Annotated in this window: 24 protein-coding genes; 14 read left to right on the top strand and 10 right to left on the bottom strand. The window is 70.1% G+C overall.

The features are described 5' to 3' along the window. Positions 1–22: 22 nt before the first annotated feature. Positions 23–442, top strand: a complete 420-nt coding sequence (locus JO379_RS21025; protein ID WP_209516388.1) for a hypothetical protein — start codon at positions 23–25, stop codon at positions 440–442. Between the two features lie 91 nt (positions 443–533). Here the strand turns inward: JO379_RS21025 and JO379_RS21020 are convergent, their stop codons facing one another. Both JO379_RS21020 and JO379_RS21015 read right to left on the bottom strand, forming a co-directional pair. Then, positions 534–956, bottom strand: a complete 423-nt coding sequence (locus tag JO379_RS21020) for a nitroreductase/quinone reductase family protein (protein ID WP_209516385.1) — start codon at positions 954–956, stop codon at positions 534–536. Continuing rightward, a complete protein-coding gene (locus JO379_RS21015) occupies positions 953–1,558 on the bottom strand; it encodes an NAD(P)-dependent oxidoreductase (RefSeq protein ID WP_209516382.1) in 606 nt (201 codons plus the stop codon). Before JO379_RS21015 ends, JO379_RS21020 begins: the two co-directional genes overlap by 4 nt. A gap of 59 nt (positions 1,559–1,617) precedes the next feature. Between JO379_RS21015 and JO379_RS21010 the strand changes: the two genes are divergently transcribed. Beyond that, positions 1,618–2,028: a winged helix-turn-helix transcriptional regulator gene (locus JO379_RS21010; protein ID WP_209516379.1), complete on the top strand. Its 411-nt coding sequence runs from the start codon at positions 1,618–1,620 to the stop codon at positions 2,026–2,028. 331 nt (positions 2,029–2,359) lie between these two features. Here JO379_RS21010 and JO379_RS21005 read toward each other — a convergent pair whose 3' ends face one another. Then, on the bottom strand, positions 2,360–2,563 hold the full coding sequence (locus JO379_RS21005) for a PTS sugar transporter subunit IIB (RefSeq protein ID WP_209516376.1): 204 nt from the start codon (positions 2,561–2,563) through the stop codon (positions 2,360–2,362). Positions 2,564–2,688: 125 nt separating this feature from the next. Here JO379_RS21005 and JO379_RS21000 point away from each other — a divergent pair, with 125 nt between their 5' ends. Both JO379_RS21000 and JO379_RS33735 read left to right on the top strand, forming a co-directional pair. Further along, a complete protein-coding gene (locus JO379_RS21000; protein ID WP_209516374.1) occupies positions 2,689–3,663 on the top strand; it encodes a DUF7683 domain-containing protein in 975 nt (324 codons plus the stop codon). A 34-nt stretch (positions 3,664–3,697) separates the two neighbouring features. Further along, positions 3,698–3,826 carry a hypothetical protein gene (locus JO379_RS33735; RefSeq protein WP_281066752.1) on the top strand — a complete coding sequence of 43 codons (129 nt, stop codon included), beginning with the start codon at positions 3,698–3,700 and terminating at the stop codon, positions 3,824–3,826. Here JO379_RS33735 and JO379_RS20990 read toward each other — a convergent pair. Both JO379_RS20990 and JO379_RS20985 read right to left on the bottom strand, forming a co-directional pair. Then, the gene (locus JO379_RS20990; RefSeq protein ID WP_209516370.1) at positions 3,799–4,032 is read right to left on the bottom strand and encodes a DUF397 domain-containing protein; all 234 of its coding nucleotides are present in this window, start codon (positions 4,030–4,032) and stop codon (positions 3,799–3,801) included. The genes JO379_RS33735 and JO379_RS20990 overlap by 28 nt on opposite strands. Next, the gene (locus JO379_RS20985) at positions 4,014–4,802 is read right to left on the bottom strand and encodes a helix-turn-helix domain-containing protein (RefSeq protein WP_307842088.1); all 789 of its coding nucleotides are present in this window, start codon (positions 4,800–4,802) and stop codon (positions 4,014–4,016) included. Before JO379_RS20985 ends, JO379_RS20990 begins: the two co-directional genes overlap by 19 nt. Positions 4,803–5,095: 293 nt before the next feature. Here JO379_RS20985 and JO379_RS20980 point away from each other — a divergent pair, with 293 nt between their 5' ends. The 4 genes from JO379_RS20980 to JO379_RS20965 all read left to right on the top strand — a co-directional run bounded on the left by JO379_RS20980 (position 5,096) and on the right by JO379_RS20965 (position 8,220). Next, the gene (locus JO379_RS20980; protein WP_209516368.1) at positions 5,096–6,067 is read left to right on the top strand and encodes a hypothetical protein; all 972 of its coding nucleotides are present in this window, start codon (positions 5,096–5,098) and stop codon (positions 6,065–6,067) included. 117 nt (positions 6,068–6,184) lie between these two features. After that, positions 6,185–7,417 carry a serine hydrolase domain-containing protein gene (locus JO379_RS20975; protein WP_307842087.1) on the top strand — a complete coding sequence of 411 codons (1,233 nt, stop codon included), beginning with the start codon at positions 6,185–6,187 and terminating at the stop codon, positions 7,415–7,417. A gap of 33 nt (positions 7,418–7,450) precedes the next feature. Next, positions 7,451–7,834, top strand: coding sequence for a VOC family protein (locus JO379_RS20970; RefSeq protein WP_209516363.1), 384 nt, complete (start codon positions 7,451–7,453; stop codon positions 7,832–7,834). A gap of 5 nt (positions 7,835–7,839) precedes the next feature. Continuing rightward, complete coding sequence (locus tag JO379_RS20965) at positions 7,840–8,220, top strand: VOC family protein (protein WP_209518778.1); 381 nt, start codon at positions 7,840–7,842, stop codon at positions 8,218–8,220. 46 nt (positions 8,221–8,266) lie between these two features. Here JO379_RS20965 and JO379_RS20960 read toward each other — a convergent pair whose 3' ends face one another. After that, positions 8,267–9,007, bottom strand: coding sequence for a 2-phosphosulfolactate phosphatase (locus JO379_RS20960; RefSeq protein WP_245381509.1), 741 nt, complete (start codon positions 9,005–9,007; stop codon positions 8,267–8,269). Positions 9,008–9,183: 176 nt separating this feature from the next. On the opposite strand from JO379_RS20960, the gene JO379_RS20955 reads away from it, so the two are divergent. Together JO379_RS20955 and JO379_RS20950 are read left to right on the top strand one after the other, a co-directional pair. Then, complete coding sequence (locus tag JO379_RS20955) at positions 9,184–9,657, top strand: hypothetical protein (protein WP_209516359.1); 474 nt, start codon at positions 9,184–9,186, stop codon at positions 9,655–9,657. Positions 9,658–9,822: 165 nt separating this feature from the next. After that, positions 9,823–10,173 (top strand): hypothetical protein, encoded by a 351-nt coding sequence (locus JO379_RS20950; protein WP_130879493.1) that lies wholly within the window; start codon positions 9,823–9,825, stop codon positions 10,171–10,173. A gap of 108 nt (positions 10,174–10,281) precedes the next feature. On the opposite strand, the gene JO379_RS20945 is transcribed toward JO379_RS20950, so the two are convergent. After that, positions 10,282–10,422 carry a hypothetical protein gene (locus tag JO379_RS20945; protein WP_209516357.1) on the bottom strand — a complete coding sequence of 47 codons (141 nt, stop codon included), beginning with the start codon at positions 10,420–10,422 and terminating at the stop codon, positions 10,282–10,284. 68 nt (positions 10,423–10,490) lie between these two features. Here JO379_RS20945 and JO379_RS20940 point away from each other — a divergent pair, with 68 nt between their 5' ends. Continuing rightward, positions 10,491–10,637: a hypothetical protein gene (locus tag JO379_RS20940; RefSeq protein ID WP_245381508.1), complete on the top strand. Its 147-nt coding sequence runs from the start codon at positions 10,491–10,493 to the stop codon at positions 10,635–10,637. 93 nt (positions 10,638–10,730) lie between these two features. Beyond that, positions 10,731–11,453, top strand: a complete 723-nt coding sequence (locus JO379_RS20935) for a hypothetical protein (protein ID WP_209516355.1) — start codon at positions 10,731–10,733, stop codon at positions 11,451–11,453. On the opposite strand, the gene JO379_RS20930 is transcribed toward JO379_RS20935, so the two are convergent. Together JO379_RS20930 and JO379_RS20925 are read right to left on the bottom strand one after the other, a co-directional pair. Beyond that, a complete protein-coding gene (locus JO379_RS20930; RefSeq protein ID WP_209516353.1) occupies positions 11,350–11,745 on the bottom strand; it encodes a DUF2267 domain-containing protein in 396 nt (131 codons plus the stop codon). The two genes, JO379_RS20935 and JO379_RS20930, sit on opposite strands and share 104 nt — an antisense overlap. Positions 11,746–11,840: 95 nt before the next feature. Beyond that, on the bottom strand, positions 11,841–12,263 hold the full coding sequence (locus tag JO379_RS20925) for an Hsp20/alpha crystallin family protein (RefSeq protein WP_130879490.1): 423 nt from the start codon (positions 12,261–12,263) through the stop codon (positions 11,841–11,843). 210 nt (positions 12,264–12,473) lie between these two features. On the opposite strand from JO379_RS20925, the gene JO379_RS20920 reads away from it, so the two are divergent. Next, positions 12,474–13,187: a TetR/AcrR family transcriptional regulator gene (locus tag JO379_RS20920; RefSeq protein ID WP_242626216.1), complete on the top strand. Its 714-nt coding sequence runs from the start codon at positions 12,474–12,476 to the stop codon at positions 13,185–13,187. Between the two features lie 12 nt (positions 13,188–13,199). On the opposite strand, the gene JO379_RS20915 is transcribed toward JO379_RS20920, so the two are convergent. Beyond that, a complete protein-coding gene (locus JO379_RS20915) occupies positions 13,200–14,114 on the bottom strand; it encodes an EamA family transporter (RefSeq protein WP_245381507.1) in 915 nt (304 codons plus the stop codon). A 69-nt stretch (positions 14,115–14,183) separates the two neighbouring features. On the opposite strand from JO379_RS20915, the gene JO379_RS20910 reads away from it, so the two are divergent. Continuing rightward, complete coding sequence (locus JO379_RS20910) at positions 14,184–15,089, top strand: LysR family transcriptional regulator (protein WP_130879488.1); 906 nt, start codon at positions 14,184–14,186, stop codon at positions 15,087–15,089. Positions 15,090–15,135 lie beyond the last annotated feature (46 nt).

Below are 15,135 nucleotides of genomic sequence, written 5' to 3'. Positions count from 1 at the left end.
CGACGAGTGAGGAGCGACCCTGATGAATGCCCTCCTGCGCTTCATGCGCACGGGAGAGCTGGGCGCCGCCGTCCCCGGCACCGACTACCGCGACATCGTCGCGGCCTGGGGCGAGCCGGACGGCCTCGCCAGCGAGGACCCGGTCTTCTGCCTGTACGGAGACGTACAGCTGGGGTTCTCCACCGAGGGCTCGCTCACCCACATCGCGGTCGAGCCCGACGGGGACACGGTCTCCGTCCCCGGTGACGGGGACACGTTCTCCGACGAGCGGGTCCCCCGCCTGTCGGAGGCGCTGTCCCGGCTGGCCGAGGACGGCTACGGCGCGACGAAGTGCGCGCCGTTCGTCCCGGACGAGACGTGGTGGCGGATCGACCGCTCGGGCGTCCTCGTCCCGGACGACCCGGACGACCGCCTGACAGCGATCCACCGGACGCTGCCGTAAGTCTGTCGTCTGTCCCGTATCTCACCCCGCAGGCCCTGCCGGTTTTTCCGGCAGGGCCTGCGGCCTGCCCGCCTGGCCGTCAGCTCGTCGATCATCCCGTCGGGGTGACCAGGACCAGGGGGATCTCCCGGGTCGTCGCGGTGCGGTAGTCCGCGTATGAGGGCATCGCGGCCACCACCGCCGGCCACAGGCGGGCCGACTCAGCCGCCGTGGCCGGGCGGGCCGTCGCCGGGAGGGTGGCCGCGCCGACCTGGAGGGTGACCTCCGGGGTGACCAGCAGGTTCAGGTACCAGGCCGGGTGACGGTCCGCGCCCGCGTTGGACGCCGTCAGGACGTACGCGTCCCCGTCCCGGACGTACGCCAGCGCCGTGCGGCGCAGCAGGCCGGACCTGCGGCCCCGGGTGGTCAGGAGCAGGTCGGCCACCCCGGGGCGGGGGCGGCCGCCGGTCTCCTCGAAGCGGCGGATGTGGTCGGCGACCCAGGGGGTCGGGTTGTCGTGGATCGTGTCGGTCATGCGGCGGACACTCCCGCGTGGGTCCGGTGCAGCGTCGGGGCCTCGGCCTCGTCCAGCAGCGCGCGGGCGAAGTCTCCGGGCGTGATCCGGCTGTCGGCGGCCGCCGGGGCGGGCACGTACCCGCCCGTGGGCTCGCCCTCGTGGTCGAAGTCCCCCGCCGGGCTCAGCACCACCCAGTCCAGCGCCTCCGGTGCGGCCGCCCGCAGGGCCTCGGTGCCGGCGCCGTGGCCGACGTAGAACTCCCGCCACTCCTGCGGGTACCCGGGGACGTCCATCAGCAAGTCACCGGACTCGGTCGGCAGTACGGACGCCAGCCCGACCGACACCAGCCGCTTCACCCCGGCCGCCGGGAGCCCCTCCGCGAGGGCGCGGGCGACGGCGGGGAAGAACTCGCCGGGCCGCGCCCCGGGGTCGTACACGGCGACGATCGCCGCATCGTGCCCGGCCGCGAGCCGTGCCACGGCCGCCGGGTCCGTCACGTCCCCGTCGGCCCGCCCGGCCGTCGTGACCTCGTGGCCCCGCCTCCGGGCCTCCGCCACGGCCGCCCGGCCGACCCGGCCACCCGCCCCGAACACGATGATTTTGCTGCTCTTGGCTTCCATGGGCCGGAGCGTAGGGCGAGGGCTGGTTTCCGATCGGATACCGCCCTACGGTGTGGATCATGACGAAACCGCAGGCCGGACGGGCCGAACGGGTCCCCCTGGACCCCGAGATGTTCGACCCCGTCTGCCCGTCCCCGCTGGTGCCGTTCCGCGTGGGCGACAAGTGGGCCACGCTGATCCTGCGCTGCCTGCAGGACGGCCCACGCCGGTTCTCGGAGCTCAAGGTCCCGCTGCGCGGCATCACCGCCAAGTCACTGAGCCAGTCCCTGCGCAGGCTGGAACGGGACGGTTTCGTCGTCCGGGCGGAGTACGAGGGCGCGGAGCGCCGCGTCGAGTACGCCCTGACCCCGCTCGGCCGGGGCCTGCTGGGCCCACTGGACGCGGCCTGCGAGTGGACGCGGGAACACTGGGACGAGCTGATCGACGCGCAGGAGGCGGGGCTTGCGGGGGCGGCGGATCCGGGGGACTAGGGCCTGTCCGACGGGTCAGCACAGGCCCTGCGGACGCTCCCCGGCTACCGCTGGGAGTGTCTCAACACCGGACACCGCAGGTCCCGCACGGGGGCATCATGCATGCCCTACCCGAGACCGAGGAGAGCCGCCACGGTGCTGACGATGCCGTTCAACGGAAGAAGGACGGGGCGAGAAGCATGAAGCCACCTATCTTGGGCAACAGTTGTCAGCCGCAGGATGCCCAGGCGCAGAGTCAGTACTCGCCGTGTCCCTCGGACGAGGCCAGGCGTATCGATTCCCCGCCTCCTCGTTCGGAGACGATGACCGCCGCAGCTGTGTGCAGCCGACGTCAGGGATCGGTCTGCTCCGGTTGCTGTTCGTGCTCCGCACCTCGCCCCATGCGGGTGGCCGCGATCAGAGTCGTCACGATGCCCGCGCCGCAAGCGACGCCTTGGACGAACCCGGAGGGCAACGCAAAGCTCAGTACCAGGAGCGCAAGGCCGACGGTCAGATAGCCGGCTGCGGTGTTGAGTGTCGAAAGTCCCCGATGCATGCCCTTAGCGTAAAAGGGCGACAAACCATCATGATCAGCGGGTATCCGTACGAGGCCGGCCGGAGTACGAGGGCGCGGAGCGCCGCATCGAGTACGCCCTGACCCCCGCAGAGAGAGGGATTTTCATGGAGATTGCCGATATTTCGCACAATCTATCCGCGTCGGGGTTGCGGCTGTGCGGGATAGAAGGCCCGGGCACGCACCTGCCCACATGGGGCGCGTTCGTCGCCACCGGCTGCCGCCCCGACGAGGGGAGGCATGGCGTCACCGTCACCAAGGACGACCCCGACTTCCTGAACTCCGCGAATTCTGCGTGGTTTCACCTGGCGGAAGACGAGGGGTTGTTCGACGAGAACGGCGAGTTCCTCCTCGCGGTCCCGGGCGGACCGGGAGACAAAGCGTCCAGAACGCAATGGGCGAGGGTAAGCCTCATGGACAGCTGGGACATATTTCGCAACCACTCCGCTGCCGGGTCTGAAATCTTCGGCCCGGAAGGGTTTCCAGAATTCGTCATGATGTCCATTGACGGGACCTTCGTCCTGCGGGCAACCGTCTGGGGCAACGGCTCCATCGGCCTAGTGGCGCTGCCGAATCCTCGGCGCGTGGAGACGATCAGTCGTTACGTCGAGCGTCGCAGCGTCAACCCGAAGACGCCTCCGCACGAGCGCGCTGAGGGTATGAACTGGCTGAGTTCGCCGGGGCTGCTCGCTGCCCCACAACCAGTGCCCACGGGAAGGGACTCCGTGAAGTTCATCGTCGTCTCATATCTGAAGGACTCCGATCGTCCGGATGGCGAGACGGATGTGTCGGAGGTCGGGGTCGAAGCTCTCGCCGACCTGGTCGGTATCCCGGCCGTCAACCTCGTCGACGTCTACCCCCTGAGCGAGGGCCAACTGGCCGCCCTTCACCGGATCACCGGGCTCAGTTTCGATCTGAGTTCCCACGAATACTTCCTGGAATCGCAGGCTTCTGGGGGGAGAAGACGCCCAGCAGTCACTTGGCTGGCCGACGGGTGCCATGGCCGCCGGCACTCGCGTCACGGTCATCCGAGACAGCTCTTGGGACGGGCCGTGGCAGGCTGCATTCCAAGGGACGATTGACGACCTCCACGCCCCCGAACCTGTGCGGCATTCCATGGCGCGGGAAGGCGAGTTGGCGTACTGGGTCGTGTTCGACGAGCCGCAGTACGACAGCAGTGGGGACGGCCCGTACCGAGGGGCACAGATCTGGGACCGCTACCTGAAGCGGGCTCCCGAGGCGTAGCCGCTGCCGTTCCGGACGGCGGTGACGAAGCGTTGCCACGCGGTGGGGTGGAATATGAGAGCGGGGCGGTGTGGGTGCTTGCTGTCGCGGACAGCCACGATGCCGGTGGGTATGTTGTCGGCGACTTCGAGACAGTCTTCCTGGTCGTCGCTGTACGTCGATTTACGCCACTGGACGTTGCTTAGGCTCACTCGTATGGCTGGCATGTTCCGATCTCCTCCATTGCCTTCTCGATCCATCTGACAGAGGCGGCTGGCGAGAGCGCCATGGCGTGCACCCGATCGTACATGTGGGAATACCGAGCCACCCGTTTGCGATCCTTCACCAGGTCCGTCAAGGCACCACCTTCGAGGTAGACCAGGTTCGGACCGGTATCGAAGGACAACACGGTCACCGAACTACCCATGGCGGCATGGCTGCCAGCAGCGAAGGGCAGAACCTGCACCTCGATGTTCGGAGCGGCTGACGCCTCCAACAGGTACGCCAACTGTTCACACATGATTGACGGGCCACCCACCGGCCGCCGAATGACCGCCTCGTCCAACACCACCCACAGCAGCGGCGGAACGGATTTCGCCAGCACGTCCCTCCGGGCGAGTCGTGCGGCTACCTTCTCCTCGATTTCGTCCGCAGTGCACCATGGCAACGCGTGGCTCATCATCTCGCGCGCATACGCCTCTGTCTGCAACAGACCCGGCACGGAGTGCGCCAGGTACTTGTGCATAGCAGCAGCCTTGGCCTCGAGCTCCTTGAACTTGAGGTATGCGTCCGTGTGCGGGAACCGCTCCACATGGACCCACAGGTCCGACAGGTCACCGTCCGCACCCAGGAGCTTGTCCATGAGGTCAGAGATGTCCTTGGACGGCGTCTCGTTGCCGAGTTCGTACTTGGCGATCTGGCTGTGGTGGACCGGGATCTGGTCTCCCAGCTCCCGCTGGGTCCAACCGGCCCGGATGCGCAGCTTGCGGAGCTTCACGCCGTAGAGGGCGGCCAGTGAGGCCGAGGGGTCAAGTTCCTTTGGTGGAGGCACCGTTGTCACCAGGTTTCACTTTGACGCGCCGAAATCAGCTACTCCTGGCGAGCGTAGCTCTGCCGTCCGAAGCCCGTAACCGAAAACGGGACAACCACCCTGAACGAGTGTTGGAGCCCCGAATCCGCCTTCCCGGGCCCGCCCGCACGGCTAGCGTGCCGTAAACGAAGCGACCCCCGACGGTGCTACGAACACCGACCGGGGGTCTACATCCCCCAGGAGAAAAGGGCTCCCCGAGAATGCTCAGGCATGTTATCGCTCCCACGCGCTTCTTCACCCAGGTATCGAACGAGATCATCCGTCACCCCCGCCTGTCGGCCGAAGCCGTACGCCTGCTGACCTGGCAGATCTCCTTCCCCGACAGCGTGGATGAACCCCTGGGCGCAACGGCCGACCGAGCCGAGATCAAGAAGACGGCGTTCACCCGCGCCAAGGCCGAGCTGGTCGCCGAGGGGTACCTGCACGAGTGGAGCGAGCAGGTCGAGAAGGGGCGGTGGGTGACCATCCAGCTCATCTCGAACGTACCGCTGACGGCGGAGCAAGCAACGGCCGTGCGGAACCCGGGCGTTTCACCGACTGTCGCCGAACCAACCGTCGACGAACCGGCCGTCGACGCACCGACTGCCGCCGAACCGACTGTCGGCGAACCGACCGTCGGTGAGCCGACCCCTCGGTCCGTCGGCCGCTACCAAGAGAAAACAACGGGGGCTAACACGCCCCACCCTCCCCACCCGCTGGCTGAACGGGGCGCTCAAGCCCTCGCCGCCGTCTCGCGCGGCGAACGCAAACTGCGGCTGGCTCCTCGCGACATCGCTCAACTCGCGCCGCTGGCAGCGGAATGGCTGCTGCGCGGGGCCACCTTGCGGGAGCTGCGCGAGGCGCTGACCTCCGGGCTTCCGGACCGGATCAACTCACCGGCGGGCCTGACGCGTGACCGGCTGGTGCGCAAGATGCCCGACCCGCCGTCGTTCGCGGATCAGCGGGCCGTAGAGCCCGTAGAGCCCACCACGCCCCGTGTGGCAGGCATGCGGGAGTGCCGGGGTGATCACATGCATCCGTACCTGTTCCGGCCGGTGGACGGGGAGACACTGTGCCGCGACTGCCGCCAGGAACAGGCAGCCGAAGCCCAGAACGACGCCTCCGGCGCCATCGGCGCCGCGCTGCGCGGCGGCAGCCTCGTACGGGCGGCACTACGCGGCGGGCAGCGGTAGCCCTCGCGGCCCACAGGCGCAGCCGGACCGCTCGCCGCGCGACCGAGGTGGCACAGGCCTAGCCTGGTCCTGATGCGTGCTGATGCACTGGTTCCTCGTACGGCAGGAGGCCATGCCGTGAAACCGTCCCGCATTCGGCTGCGCCGGTCCTGCGTGGCCGTTGCCGCCGCAGGTGCGCTCATCGCCCCGGTGGCCGCCGGGGGCGCCGCGTCCGGGGCGACCGCTCCGGCGCTGATCGTCCCCGCAGCCGCCGCCACGGACCATGACAAGGACTTCCGGCACCTCACCCCGGCCGTCGCGGCCAGGCTGGACGCGGCCGTGCGCGACCTGATGCGCGAGACGCAGGTGCCGGGCGTGACCGTGGGGCTGTGGACGCCCGGCAAGGGCAGTTACGTGCGCACCTTCGGCCTTGCGGACAAGGCGACCGGCGCGCCCATGGCGACCGATCTCTACACGCGCATCGGCAGCGAGACCAAGACGTTCACGGTCACCGCCCTGCTTCGGCTGGTCGACCAGCGGAAACTCGGCCTGGACGACCCCATCGGCAAGTACGTCAAGGGCGTTCCGAACGGCGACCGCATCACCCTGCGCGAACTCGCGGGCATGCGCAGCGGGCTCTTCAACTACAGCGAGGACGAGGACTTCATCAAGGCGCTCGAAGCCGATCCCAGACGCCCGTTCCCGCCGCAGGAGTTGCTCGACTACTCCTTCAAGCACCCCGTGCAGTTCGAGCCGGGGGCACAGTTCGCGTACTGCAATACCAATCTGATCCTGCTCGGCCTGGTGGTGGAGAAGGTCACCGGGCGTCCGCTGCACGAGGTCGTCAAGCAGGACGTCCTGAAGCCGGCCGAGCTGCATCGGACGATTTTCCCCACGGGGGCGGAGATCCCGGATCCGCACGCGCACGGGTACACGAACCAGACGCCCTCGGGCAAGATCGAGGACGCGACGGACTGGAACCCCACCTGGGCCTGGGCGGCCGGGGCGATGATCTCCGACCTTCAGGATCTGCGCCGCTGGGCCCGCATCCTCGCCACCGGGGCGCTGCTGTCGCCCGCGACCCAGGCGGAGCGCCTGAAGACCACCCCGATGGACATCCCGGGTGACGGCTACGGGCTGGGCATCTTCAACATCCAGGGCTGGATCGGCCACAACGGCTCGCTGCCCGGCTACGAATCGCTGACCGTCTACCTGCCGGAGGCGCGGGCGACCCTGGTCATTGTCATCAACACCGACGTCCTGCACGACGGGCAGGAGCCCAGCACGCTCTTCGGCGAGGCAGTCACCCGCATCGTGAGCCCCGACCACGTGTACCCCGGCCACAAACCGGTCGCACCCCGGCAGGGCTGACGACTTCGCCCGCCCCCCAAGGAGTGATCCCTGATGAAGCCTCCCGCCATCGCGCCGTGCCTGGGCGTTCCCGACACCCAGGCGACCGTCGACTTCTACGAGAAGCTCGGCTTCAGCGCCCTGCCCGCCGGTGACGACCCCGACGACGACCTGCGCATCCTCCTCTTCGAGGGCGACTTCGCGCTGATGGTCTACCGCGACGAGCACCTGCGGGGCTGGCTGCCCGTGCTCAAGGACACCCCGGTCGGCGCGTTCGGCATGTTCTACCTGGCCGTCGACGACTTCGACACCTATGTCGAACGCATCAGGCCCCTGGTCACCGTTCAGAAGGAAGTGGAGCACCACGGAGACAAGATCTTCTACTTCACCGACCTGAACGGTTACGTCATCGGCGTGAACCAGAAGCGGACCCGGTGACCGCCATGGCGAAGAGCAGCAGCAAGGCCACCGTGGGCGGTGTGAAGTGCGCGGCCTTCTGGGGTCACGACGGCAAGGCGCTCGCCGACTTCTACGCCGCCGCCCTGGGCTGGGAGGTCACCCAGACCTTCGGCGACGCGGCAGCGATGATCAGTGACGGCACGACGGCGTACGTCTTCTACACGGCCGAGTCCTTCAAGGCCCCGAACTGGCCGGACGACGAGCTCGTCTTCCACCTCGATCTCGTCTTCGACGACGTCGAAGACGCCGAGCAGCGCCTCATCGGCCTCGGCGCCACCAAGCCCGCCCACCAGCCCGGCGGCAAGCACTGGACCGTTCTGCTGGACCCCTCCGAACAGCCCTTCTGTATCAGCGCCAGGGGCTAGAAGGGGTGACCATGCGGGCCTCGACAGGCACTGCCTTCCGAGGTCGCTACCCGGCGGCGGCGAACGCCCCGTTCGTCAGGACGGGGACCGCCCCGCAGGCATCCAGCTCCGTCGCGATGGCGACATCGTCGGCATAGCCGTCGTCGATGAGTTCCCGGCCCGAGGCGCTGGTCGCGACGGTCGTGCCGACGTCCGTGACACCTGCGAAGGCTGCCGCTGCCACCGTCGCCTCGGGCGAGAGCCGGTCTCTGCCGTGGCGGCACAGTGAGGCGATCACCGCTCCGGCTCCGAGGAGATCCTCGAGCGCCGGCCTGAGACTGCCGTCGGGCCAGCGCTCGCCCGAGGCGATCACGGCGACGGGCCGCTCGGACGTTCCGTAGCCCCGATCCACCAGCCACCGGCCCACGGCGGTCGCGTTCCGCAGGGATGCGGCGACCACGGTGGATTCCCTGGCAGCGGCGGCGATGGTGGATCCGTTGGGCGAGGGCAGCACCAGACGCGGAGTGAAAGGCGCCCGCCGCAACGCGGCGGGCGACAGCGACCACGGGGATGTCGTGGTGGCCATGCGCCGCCCTACGGCCAGCTCGGCGCCCATCTGCTCGGCGAAGGTCGCGGCTGTCTCATCACGCCAGCGGTAGGGAATGACGTGGGTCCCCGCCTCCACCGCCACCGTCACGGACGTGGTGAACGAGAGCACATCGACGACGACAAGACAGGCGACGTCTTCCGCGAGACGCGCCGCGCCGACGGGGCCCCACTCGAACCGCACTCCGTGGTCTGTCTGCATGAACCAATCCCCCATGACCGGTGATCATGCCATCAGTCGCATCGGGTCCGCCTCCAGAACTGTCCGAGTTGTCACGGCACATGACTTGCTTCTGCCTTAGCGCCACGGCGTCGGGCGCATAGCCTGACACATCGTCACTGCCCGGCTTTGCCTTGGAGGCCTTGGTGCGAAACTTCATGTCCGGCTCCTCCCTACGTCGCGTCGGAGCACTGACCGCCATCGCGGCCACCATCGGCCTGGGCCTCGCCGCCCCGGCCCAGGCAAATCCCGGGCCCATCCCGCCACTGACCGCATCCGAGCAGGCTCTGCTCAACTCCAGCGCCCCCAAGGCCGTCGAGCTGGACCCGGCCACCGGCCGGATCCTCTCCGTCAAGCCGCAGTCGACCGACCAGGGCATCAGCCAGCGCAGCGGCTGCAACTCGGGTGACGGCTGCTACCTCAGCGGGCGCGTCCCCTACGCCCACCGGGGCTTCTACGGCTCACGGGGCACCGCGCGCGGCAGTTGGCCCTACCGCAGCGCCTACGACACCGGCCGGTACACCGCGTCCGCCTGCTGGACGCAGGCCTGTTCCCAGCGTTCGTTCCCCCCGAACACCTATGTGGGCTTCAACGGCGCGCTCGTGACCGGGACGTCCTTCCGCATCCACTGAGACACGATCCGCTGAGACACGCCCGAAGGCCCTCCAGACCAGGCGGCACACGGGGGCCGTCACCCGGATGGCGTAGCCGACATGCCGAATGGAGTAGACCACCCTACGGTTGTGGGTCCAGATGTCCGATCCATCGAACGTCTGGTCCCCCTCGTGGAGGTGACCATGAACCGTCTTCGTACCCACGCCATCGCCCTCGCGGCGGCCCCCATCGCCCTGGTGATCGGCCTGGCGGGCCCAGCGGCAGCTGCGGACGACCCGGCGGCGACCACGCCCACGGCCCCGCGCGCGGTCTGCGACACACCCGCAACCGACGCCGTCCTCACCAGCCAGGAAGGCATCGAGCTCAGGAAGTGCACCACCTCGAAGGCCGCCCAGCCCAAGACCTGGCACTGGATGGGCAACTACGGATCGGTCTACGACGTGGCCAACGCCGCCAACGGCGGTGGAATCGGAGCCGGTGAGGTCATCACGCAGTACCTCAACGGGCTGTACCCGACGTTCATGTTCTACTGACCGACAGTGGAACACGGACGGGCCCGACCGCCCTCCCGTACGACCGGGCAACGCTCGTCACCCGCACGCCGGCATGGCGTGCGGGTGACGGCGGTCGCGGCCCCGCGTTCACACTCGCGGGAGCCCGGCCTTGAGCGCGGGGTCGGCGCGGCGGGCTCGGCGGGCGCCGATCAGCAGCAGGGCGCACGCGAGCACGAAGAGCGGCCAGGGCGTGAACGGGAGGACCACGGCGTCGACGACGGTCCACACCCCCAGCGTCCAGGCGATGAACGCCGGCGGGGTGATGCCGCGGCGGGGCCGGGCCCGTCGACCCGGCGATGGCCCACCTGCTGCTGCTCGGCTCCCTGGCGTCCGCCCTGTACATCCTCAACCTGCCGGTCGATGACGCGATGGTCACCGACCTCGCCACCGCTGCCGCGGCAGGAATCACCGCCCTGGCCGACCGGTCGGATCCGATGCGCTGAGCCGTTGCCAACCTTGCGATCAGTGGTTAACGAAGCATGACGCGCATTTCGATTTTCCGGACGGCCAAGAGCAGCCGTCCCTTTCGTCGGGCCGTGCGGTCACTGGCGGCGCAGTGGCATCGCGTCGTCGACCGCCCGGTGGCCGACATCCGCGCGCGGCGGATCGCGGCCGTGCCGCTGACGTTCGTCTCGCTGCTGCTGCTCGCCTTCTTCCACGCGGCGGCGCTGCACCACGCGGGGGCGCGGCTCGTCTGGCTGGTCGGAGGCATCCGGGCCGACGTGCCGCCGGCCCTGGCCGCGGCACGGCTGCCCCTGTCGATGTTCGTCCCGGCTCCGGACCTCCCCTTCCTGGGAGCGCTGGTGCAGGTCGCCGTGGTCTTCGCGCTCGCCGAACGGATCCTCGGCGCGGGGCACACCGCCGCGGTCGCACTGCTCACCACCCTCGCGGCGAGCCTTGCCGTCCGTGTCATGAGCCGCCTCGGGCCCGGCCACCCCCTGGGCCTCCCCGCCGACGAGACACTCGCCCTGGACACCGGGCCGTCGGCCGCCGTGGTGGGGCTGCTCATCTGCATCGCGTGGAAGTGCCGGTCCCCGGTCCTGCTGACCGGCACGGTGGCGGCCATGATCCTCGAAGTCGTCACCGTCCCCAACATCGCCAGCCGCGGACACCTGGTGGGCATCACGGCGGCACTCGCCTACGCCGCGGCGGTGTTCAGCCTGGCTGAGGGCGCCCGAAGAACAGGTCATAGCCCGGCGGAAGCTGGAACAGGATGCGATTCATCAGGTCCTCGCCCGCGAGGTCGGCCACGACGCTGAGCACGGCGCTGACGTCCCATGTCGCGGTCTTCTCGGTGGCGCCTTCGATCCAGGCCGCGGTGGCCCGGATGAATCTCTCGGGCGCGAGCGGCTCATGCGCCTGGAGGGGGTTGAGCAGCACCAGTGCCAGCGCTTCGGGCAGCCGGGCGGCGAGCTCGGACCGTACCCCGCCCACCAGATGAGCGCCCAGCAGGGCGAGAACGACGCGGGCGGATCGTTCGGCCTCCGCGGGTGAGGCGTATTCACCGCGTTCCTGCACCGCGTCGAGGAACGCGGACCACTGCATACGCATGACGTCCTCCGAATGCCTGCCGCCCGGCCGCCGCCGAGGCGGGCCGCCACGCGGGCGGGAGCCCGCCCGGGCTCCCGCCCTCTTCGGCCGCGGACTCAGCCGCTGATCTGCTTGCGCGCGTCGCCGCCACTGATGGCGATCTTGCGGGGCTTGGCCTGCTCGGCGACCGGGATGCGCAACCGCAGCACACCTGCCTCGTAGGAGGCGTCGATGCGCTCGGTGTCCAGGGTCTCACCGAGGAAGAGCTGGCGGCTGAAGGACCCGGTGGGCCGCTCCGCGATCACCACCTCGCTGTCCTCGCCGACGCTCGACCGGCGTTCCGCCTTGACCGTCAGCACGTTGCGCTCGGCGTCGAGGTCGATCGACTCCGGGGCCACCCCGGGCAGGTCCAGTTCGACGATGAAGGTGTCACCGTCGCGGAAGGCGTCCATCGGCATGGCCGCAGGCCTCGTCGCAGTGCCGAAGACCTGTTGGGTGAGCCGGTCCAGCTCGCGGAAGGGGTCAGTTCGCATGAGCATCATCGGTCACTCCTCTCCCGAAGACGGGATGCACATGTCGCCGACAACTCCTATATACCTCGCCTCAGTAAAGTTGACAAGAGGCGGCTCACCCCTGGTGGGGGCGGCGGAACGGCCACCCGACGAGCCCCCGGTACACGACGTAGAATTACTGCACGGTGTTCAGTGGCAACGCGGCGGAGAGCAGCTCAACGCTGTAAGGAGCCCACCGTGGAAGACCAGACGCAGAACCGACGGGCCAGGCTCCGGACGGAAACCGCCCAGGAGATCAAGACGATCGCGCTGCGGCTCATGGCGGAGGGCGGGCCGGACGCGATCTCGCTGCGCGCCATCGCCCGCGAGATGGGCATGACGGCCGGGGCCATCTACGGCTACTACCCGACCCGGGACGACCTGGTCACGACGCTGATCTCCGACGTCTACACCTCACTCGTCGACCGGGCGGAGGCAGCCGTCGCGCCCCTGCCCGCCGCCGACGTGGCCGCCCGCACCCTCGCCTGGGCGCAGGCCTTCCGTGCCTGGTCCGTGGCCAACCCCGAGGGTTTCCGGCTCATTTACGGCGACCCCGTCACCGGCTACCAGCCCCCCGAGGGCGGCCCCGCCGCCGAAGCCGCGCAGCGCGCGTGCGCGGGGCTGACCGCCCTCGTCGCCGGGGCCTGGCCCCGCGCCGAGAGCCTGGAGGCGGCGGACGGCCACCTGTGGTCCGACTTCCAGCCCGCCTTCGCCGCCGACATCCGGGAGCGCTTCCCCGAACTCCCGCCCGCCGGGGTCGCGCTCGCGATCCGCGTCTGGGGCCGGATGCACGGCCTGGTGGCCCTGGAGATCTACGGCCACCTCCGCCCCCTGACCCACGACCCGGCGAAGCTCTACCGCGCCGAAATGCTCGACCTGGTGCGGTCGTTGGGGCTCACCCCGCACTCATAGGGCCGGCATCCGTCACTGCTTGCCCGTCCGCACCGCGCCCACGCTCGCCGCGACCACCATCGCGATCGCGACGCACTGCGACAGCGACAGCCCCTGGTCCAGCACCAGGTAGCCCGCCGTCGCGGCAAGGGCCGGTGACAGGCTCGTCAGCACCGCGAACGTCGCCGTGGGCAGCCGTCGCAGGGCGAGCAGTTCCAGGGTGTAGGGCACGCCCGAGCTCATCACCGCGATCGCGAGTCCCAGAACGAGCACTCGCGACTCCAGCAGCGTCCCGCCCGCCGCCCCGACGCCCAGGGGCAGGCTGACCAGCGCGGCGACGGACATCGCGACGGCCAGGCCGTCCAGCCGGGGGAAACGGGCGCCCGCGCGGGCGTTCAGCACGATGTACGCCGCCCACATCGCCCCGGCGCCCAGCGCGAAGGCCACACCCGCGACGTTGAGTTCACCGAAGCCGCCGCGGCCCAGCAGGAAGACCCCGGCCAGCGCGAGGGCCGCCCACAGCAGTCCGGCGGCGCGGCGCGCGGCGACGACCGACAGCAGCAGCGGGCCGAGCACCTCGATGGCGACCGCCGCCCCCAGCGGTATGCGGTCGATCGCCTGGTAGAAGAGGAGGTTCATGCCGCCGAGCGCCAGGCCGAACCCGCCGGCCACCGCCCAGTCGGCGCGCGTGTACCCGCGCAGCCGGGGCCGGGCGACGACGAGCAGCAGCACCGCGGCGAACGTGACGCGCAGCGCGACCGTGCCGAGCGCACCGGCCCGGGGGAACAGCAGTGCCGCGAAGGCCGACCCGAACTGGACGGACACCGCCCCGGCCAGCACCAGGCCGACGCCACCGAGGGTGCCGCGCCCCGGGGCGCGGCGGAGGAGAACGGGTGCGGCCGTCGTCGTGGACGATTCGTGCACCGTGGATGTCATGCGGAATGTCATGCGCTTTACGCTAGGCAGCCGACTACGCCCTGTGAAATGCCGATCGCGGCACGGTTATGCTCCCAAGGCATGACCATCGAGCTGCGGCACCTGCGCGCTTTCCTCGCCATCGCCGACGCCGGCAACGTCACCCGCGCCGCGGCCCGCCTCCACCTGAGCCAGCCCGCCCTCTCCCGCACCCTGCGCCAGCTCGAGGACCACCTCGGTGCCCGCCTCGTGGACCGCTCCACCCATCACCTCGCACTCACCACCGAGGGCCACACCTTCCGCGACAAGGCCGCCGCCGCCCTCGCCGCCGTCGAGACCGCCCTCGACCCCCGAGGCCTGCGCGGCTGGCCGCTGCGGCTCGGCCACACCTGGGCCGCGCTCGGCGACCACACCATCCCCCTGCTGCGCCGCTGGGACGAGACCCACCCCGGCACCCCGCTGGAGCTGCTCCGCGTCGACGACCGCACGGCGGGACTCACGCGGGGCAGGGTCGACGCGGCCCTGCTGCGCGGCGCGGTCACCTCGCCCGGACTCCGCACGGAGCCGCTGCTGTCGGAGACGAGGGTGGTGGTCATGCCGGCGGACAGCCCCCTGGCGGCGCTCCCCCGGGTCACCCTCGCGGACCTCGCCGGCCACCCGATCGCCGTCAACACCGTCTCCGGCACCACGACAATGGACCTCTGGCCGCCGGCCGCCCGGCCCGTCGCGACCATCGAGGTGACCAACACCGACGAGTGGCTCATGGCCATCGCCGCGGGCCGCGCCCTGGGGGTCTCCACCTCGGCCACCCCCAGCAACCACGCCCACCCCGCCCTGGTCTACCGCCCGCTCGCCGACGCACCGGCCGTTCCCGTCGTCCTCGCCTGGCGCGAGGGACCGGGGCACCCGGCCATCCCCGACCTGGTGGCCCTCGCGCACGAGGTCCTCGCGAGCAAAAAAGCCCGAACCGCGCCGTGCCCCTCACGGCCGGCCGGCTCGTCACCCTGACGCACCAAACCTCCAGCGGGGCTCGTCCCCACCGGTCGGGCACGAT

It is taken from the genome of Streptomyces syringium (assembly GCF_017876625.1).
GTDB classification, from domain to species: domain Bacteria; phylum Actinomycetota; class Actinomycetes; order Streptomycetales; family Streptomycetaceae; genus Streptomyces; species Streptomyces syringius.
The sequence above is the reverse complement of the archived record's forward strand: the minus strand, read 5'-3'. Positions and strand labels throughout refer to the sequence as shown.

Coding starts and splice junctions, on each gene's coding strand:
- JO379_RS20960 (WP_245381509.1), bottom strand. CDS start 9,007: ATGCAGACAGACCACGGAGTGCGGTTCGAGTGGGGCCCCGTCGGCGCG.
- JO379_RS20970 (WP_209516363.1), top strand. CDS start 7,451: ATGAAGCCTCCCGCCATCGCGCCGTGCCTGGGCGTTCCCGACACCCAG.
- JO379_RS20980 (WP_209516368.1), top strand. CDS start 5,096: ATGCTCAGGCATGTTATCGCTCCCACGCGCTTCTTCACCCAGGTATCG.
- JO379_RS20930 (WP_209516353.1), bottom strand. CDS start 11,745: ATGCGTATGCAGTGGTCCGCGTTCCTCGACGCGGTGCAGGAACGCGGT.
- JO379_RS33735 (WP_281066752.1), top strand. CDS start 3,698: ATGGCGCGGGAAGGCGAGTTGGCGTACTGGGTCGTGTTCGACGAGCCG.
- JO379_RS20955 (WP_209516359.1), top strand. CDS start 9,184: ATGTCCGGCTCCTCCCTACGTCGCGTCGGAGCACTGACCGCCATCGCG.
- JO379_RS20950 (WP_130879493.1), top strand. CDS start 9,823: ATGAACCGTCTTCGTACCCACGCCATCGCCCTCGCGGCGGCCCCCATC.
- JO379_RS20915 (WP_245381507.1), bottom strand. CDS start 14,114: ATGACATTCCGCATGACATCCACGGTGCACGAATCGTCCACGACGACG.
- JO379_RS21025 (WP_209516388.1), top strand. CDS start 23: ATGAATGCCCTCCTGCGCTTCATGCGCACGGGAGAGCTGGGCGCCGCC.
- JO379_RS20925 (WP_130879490.1), bottom strand. CDS start 12,263: ATGCTCATGCGAACTGACCCCTTCCGCGAGCTGGACCGGCTCACCCAA.
- JO379_RS20940 (WP_245381508.1), top strand. CDS start 10,491: ATGGCCCACCTGCTGCTGCTCGGCTCCCTGGCGTCCGCCCTGTACATC.
- JO379_RS20965 (WP_209518778.1), top strand. CDS start 7,840: ATGGCGAAGAGCAGCAGCAAGGCCACCGTGGGCGGTGTGAAGTGCGCG.
- JO379_RS20910 (WP_130879488.1), top strand. CDS start 14,184: ATGACCATCGAGCTGCGGCACCTGCGCGCTTTCCTCGCCATCGCCGAC.
- JO379_RS20990 (WP_209516370.1), bottom strand. CDS start 4,032: ATGCCAGCCATACGAGTGAGCCTAAGCAACGTCCAGTGGCGTAAATCG.
- JO379_RS21020 (WP_209516385.1), bottom strand. CDS start 956: ATGACCGACACGATCCACGACAACCCGACCCCCTGGGTCGCCGACCAC.
- JO379_RS21005 (WP_209516376.1), bottom strand. CDS start 2,563: ATGCATCGGGGACTTTCGACACTCAACACCGCAGCCGGCTATCTGACC.
- JO379_RS21015 (WP_209516382.1), bottom strand. CDS start 1,558: ATGGAAGCCAAGAGCAGCAAAATCATCGTGTTCGGGGCGGGTGGCCGG.
- JO379_RS21010 (WP_209516379.1), top strand. CDS start 1,618: ATGACGAAACCGCAGGCCGGACGGGCCGAACGGGTCCCCCTGGACCCC.
- JO379_RS21000 (WP_209516374.1), top strand. CDS start 2,689: ATGGAGATTGCCGATATTTCGCACAATCTATCCGCGTCGGGGTTGCGG.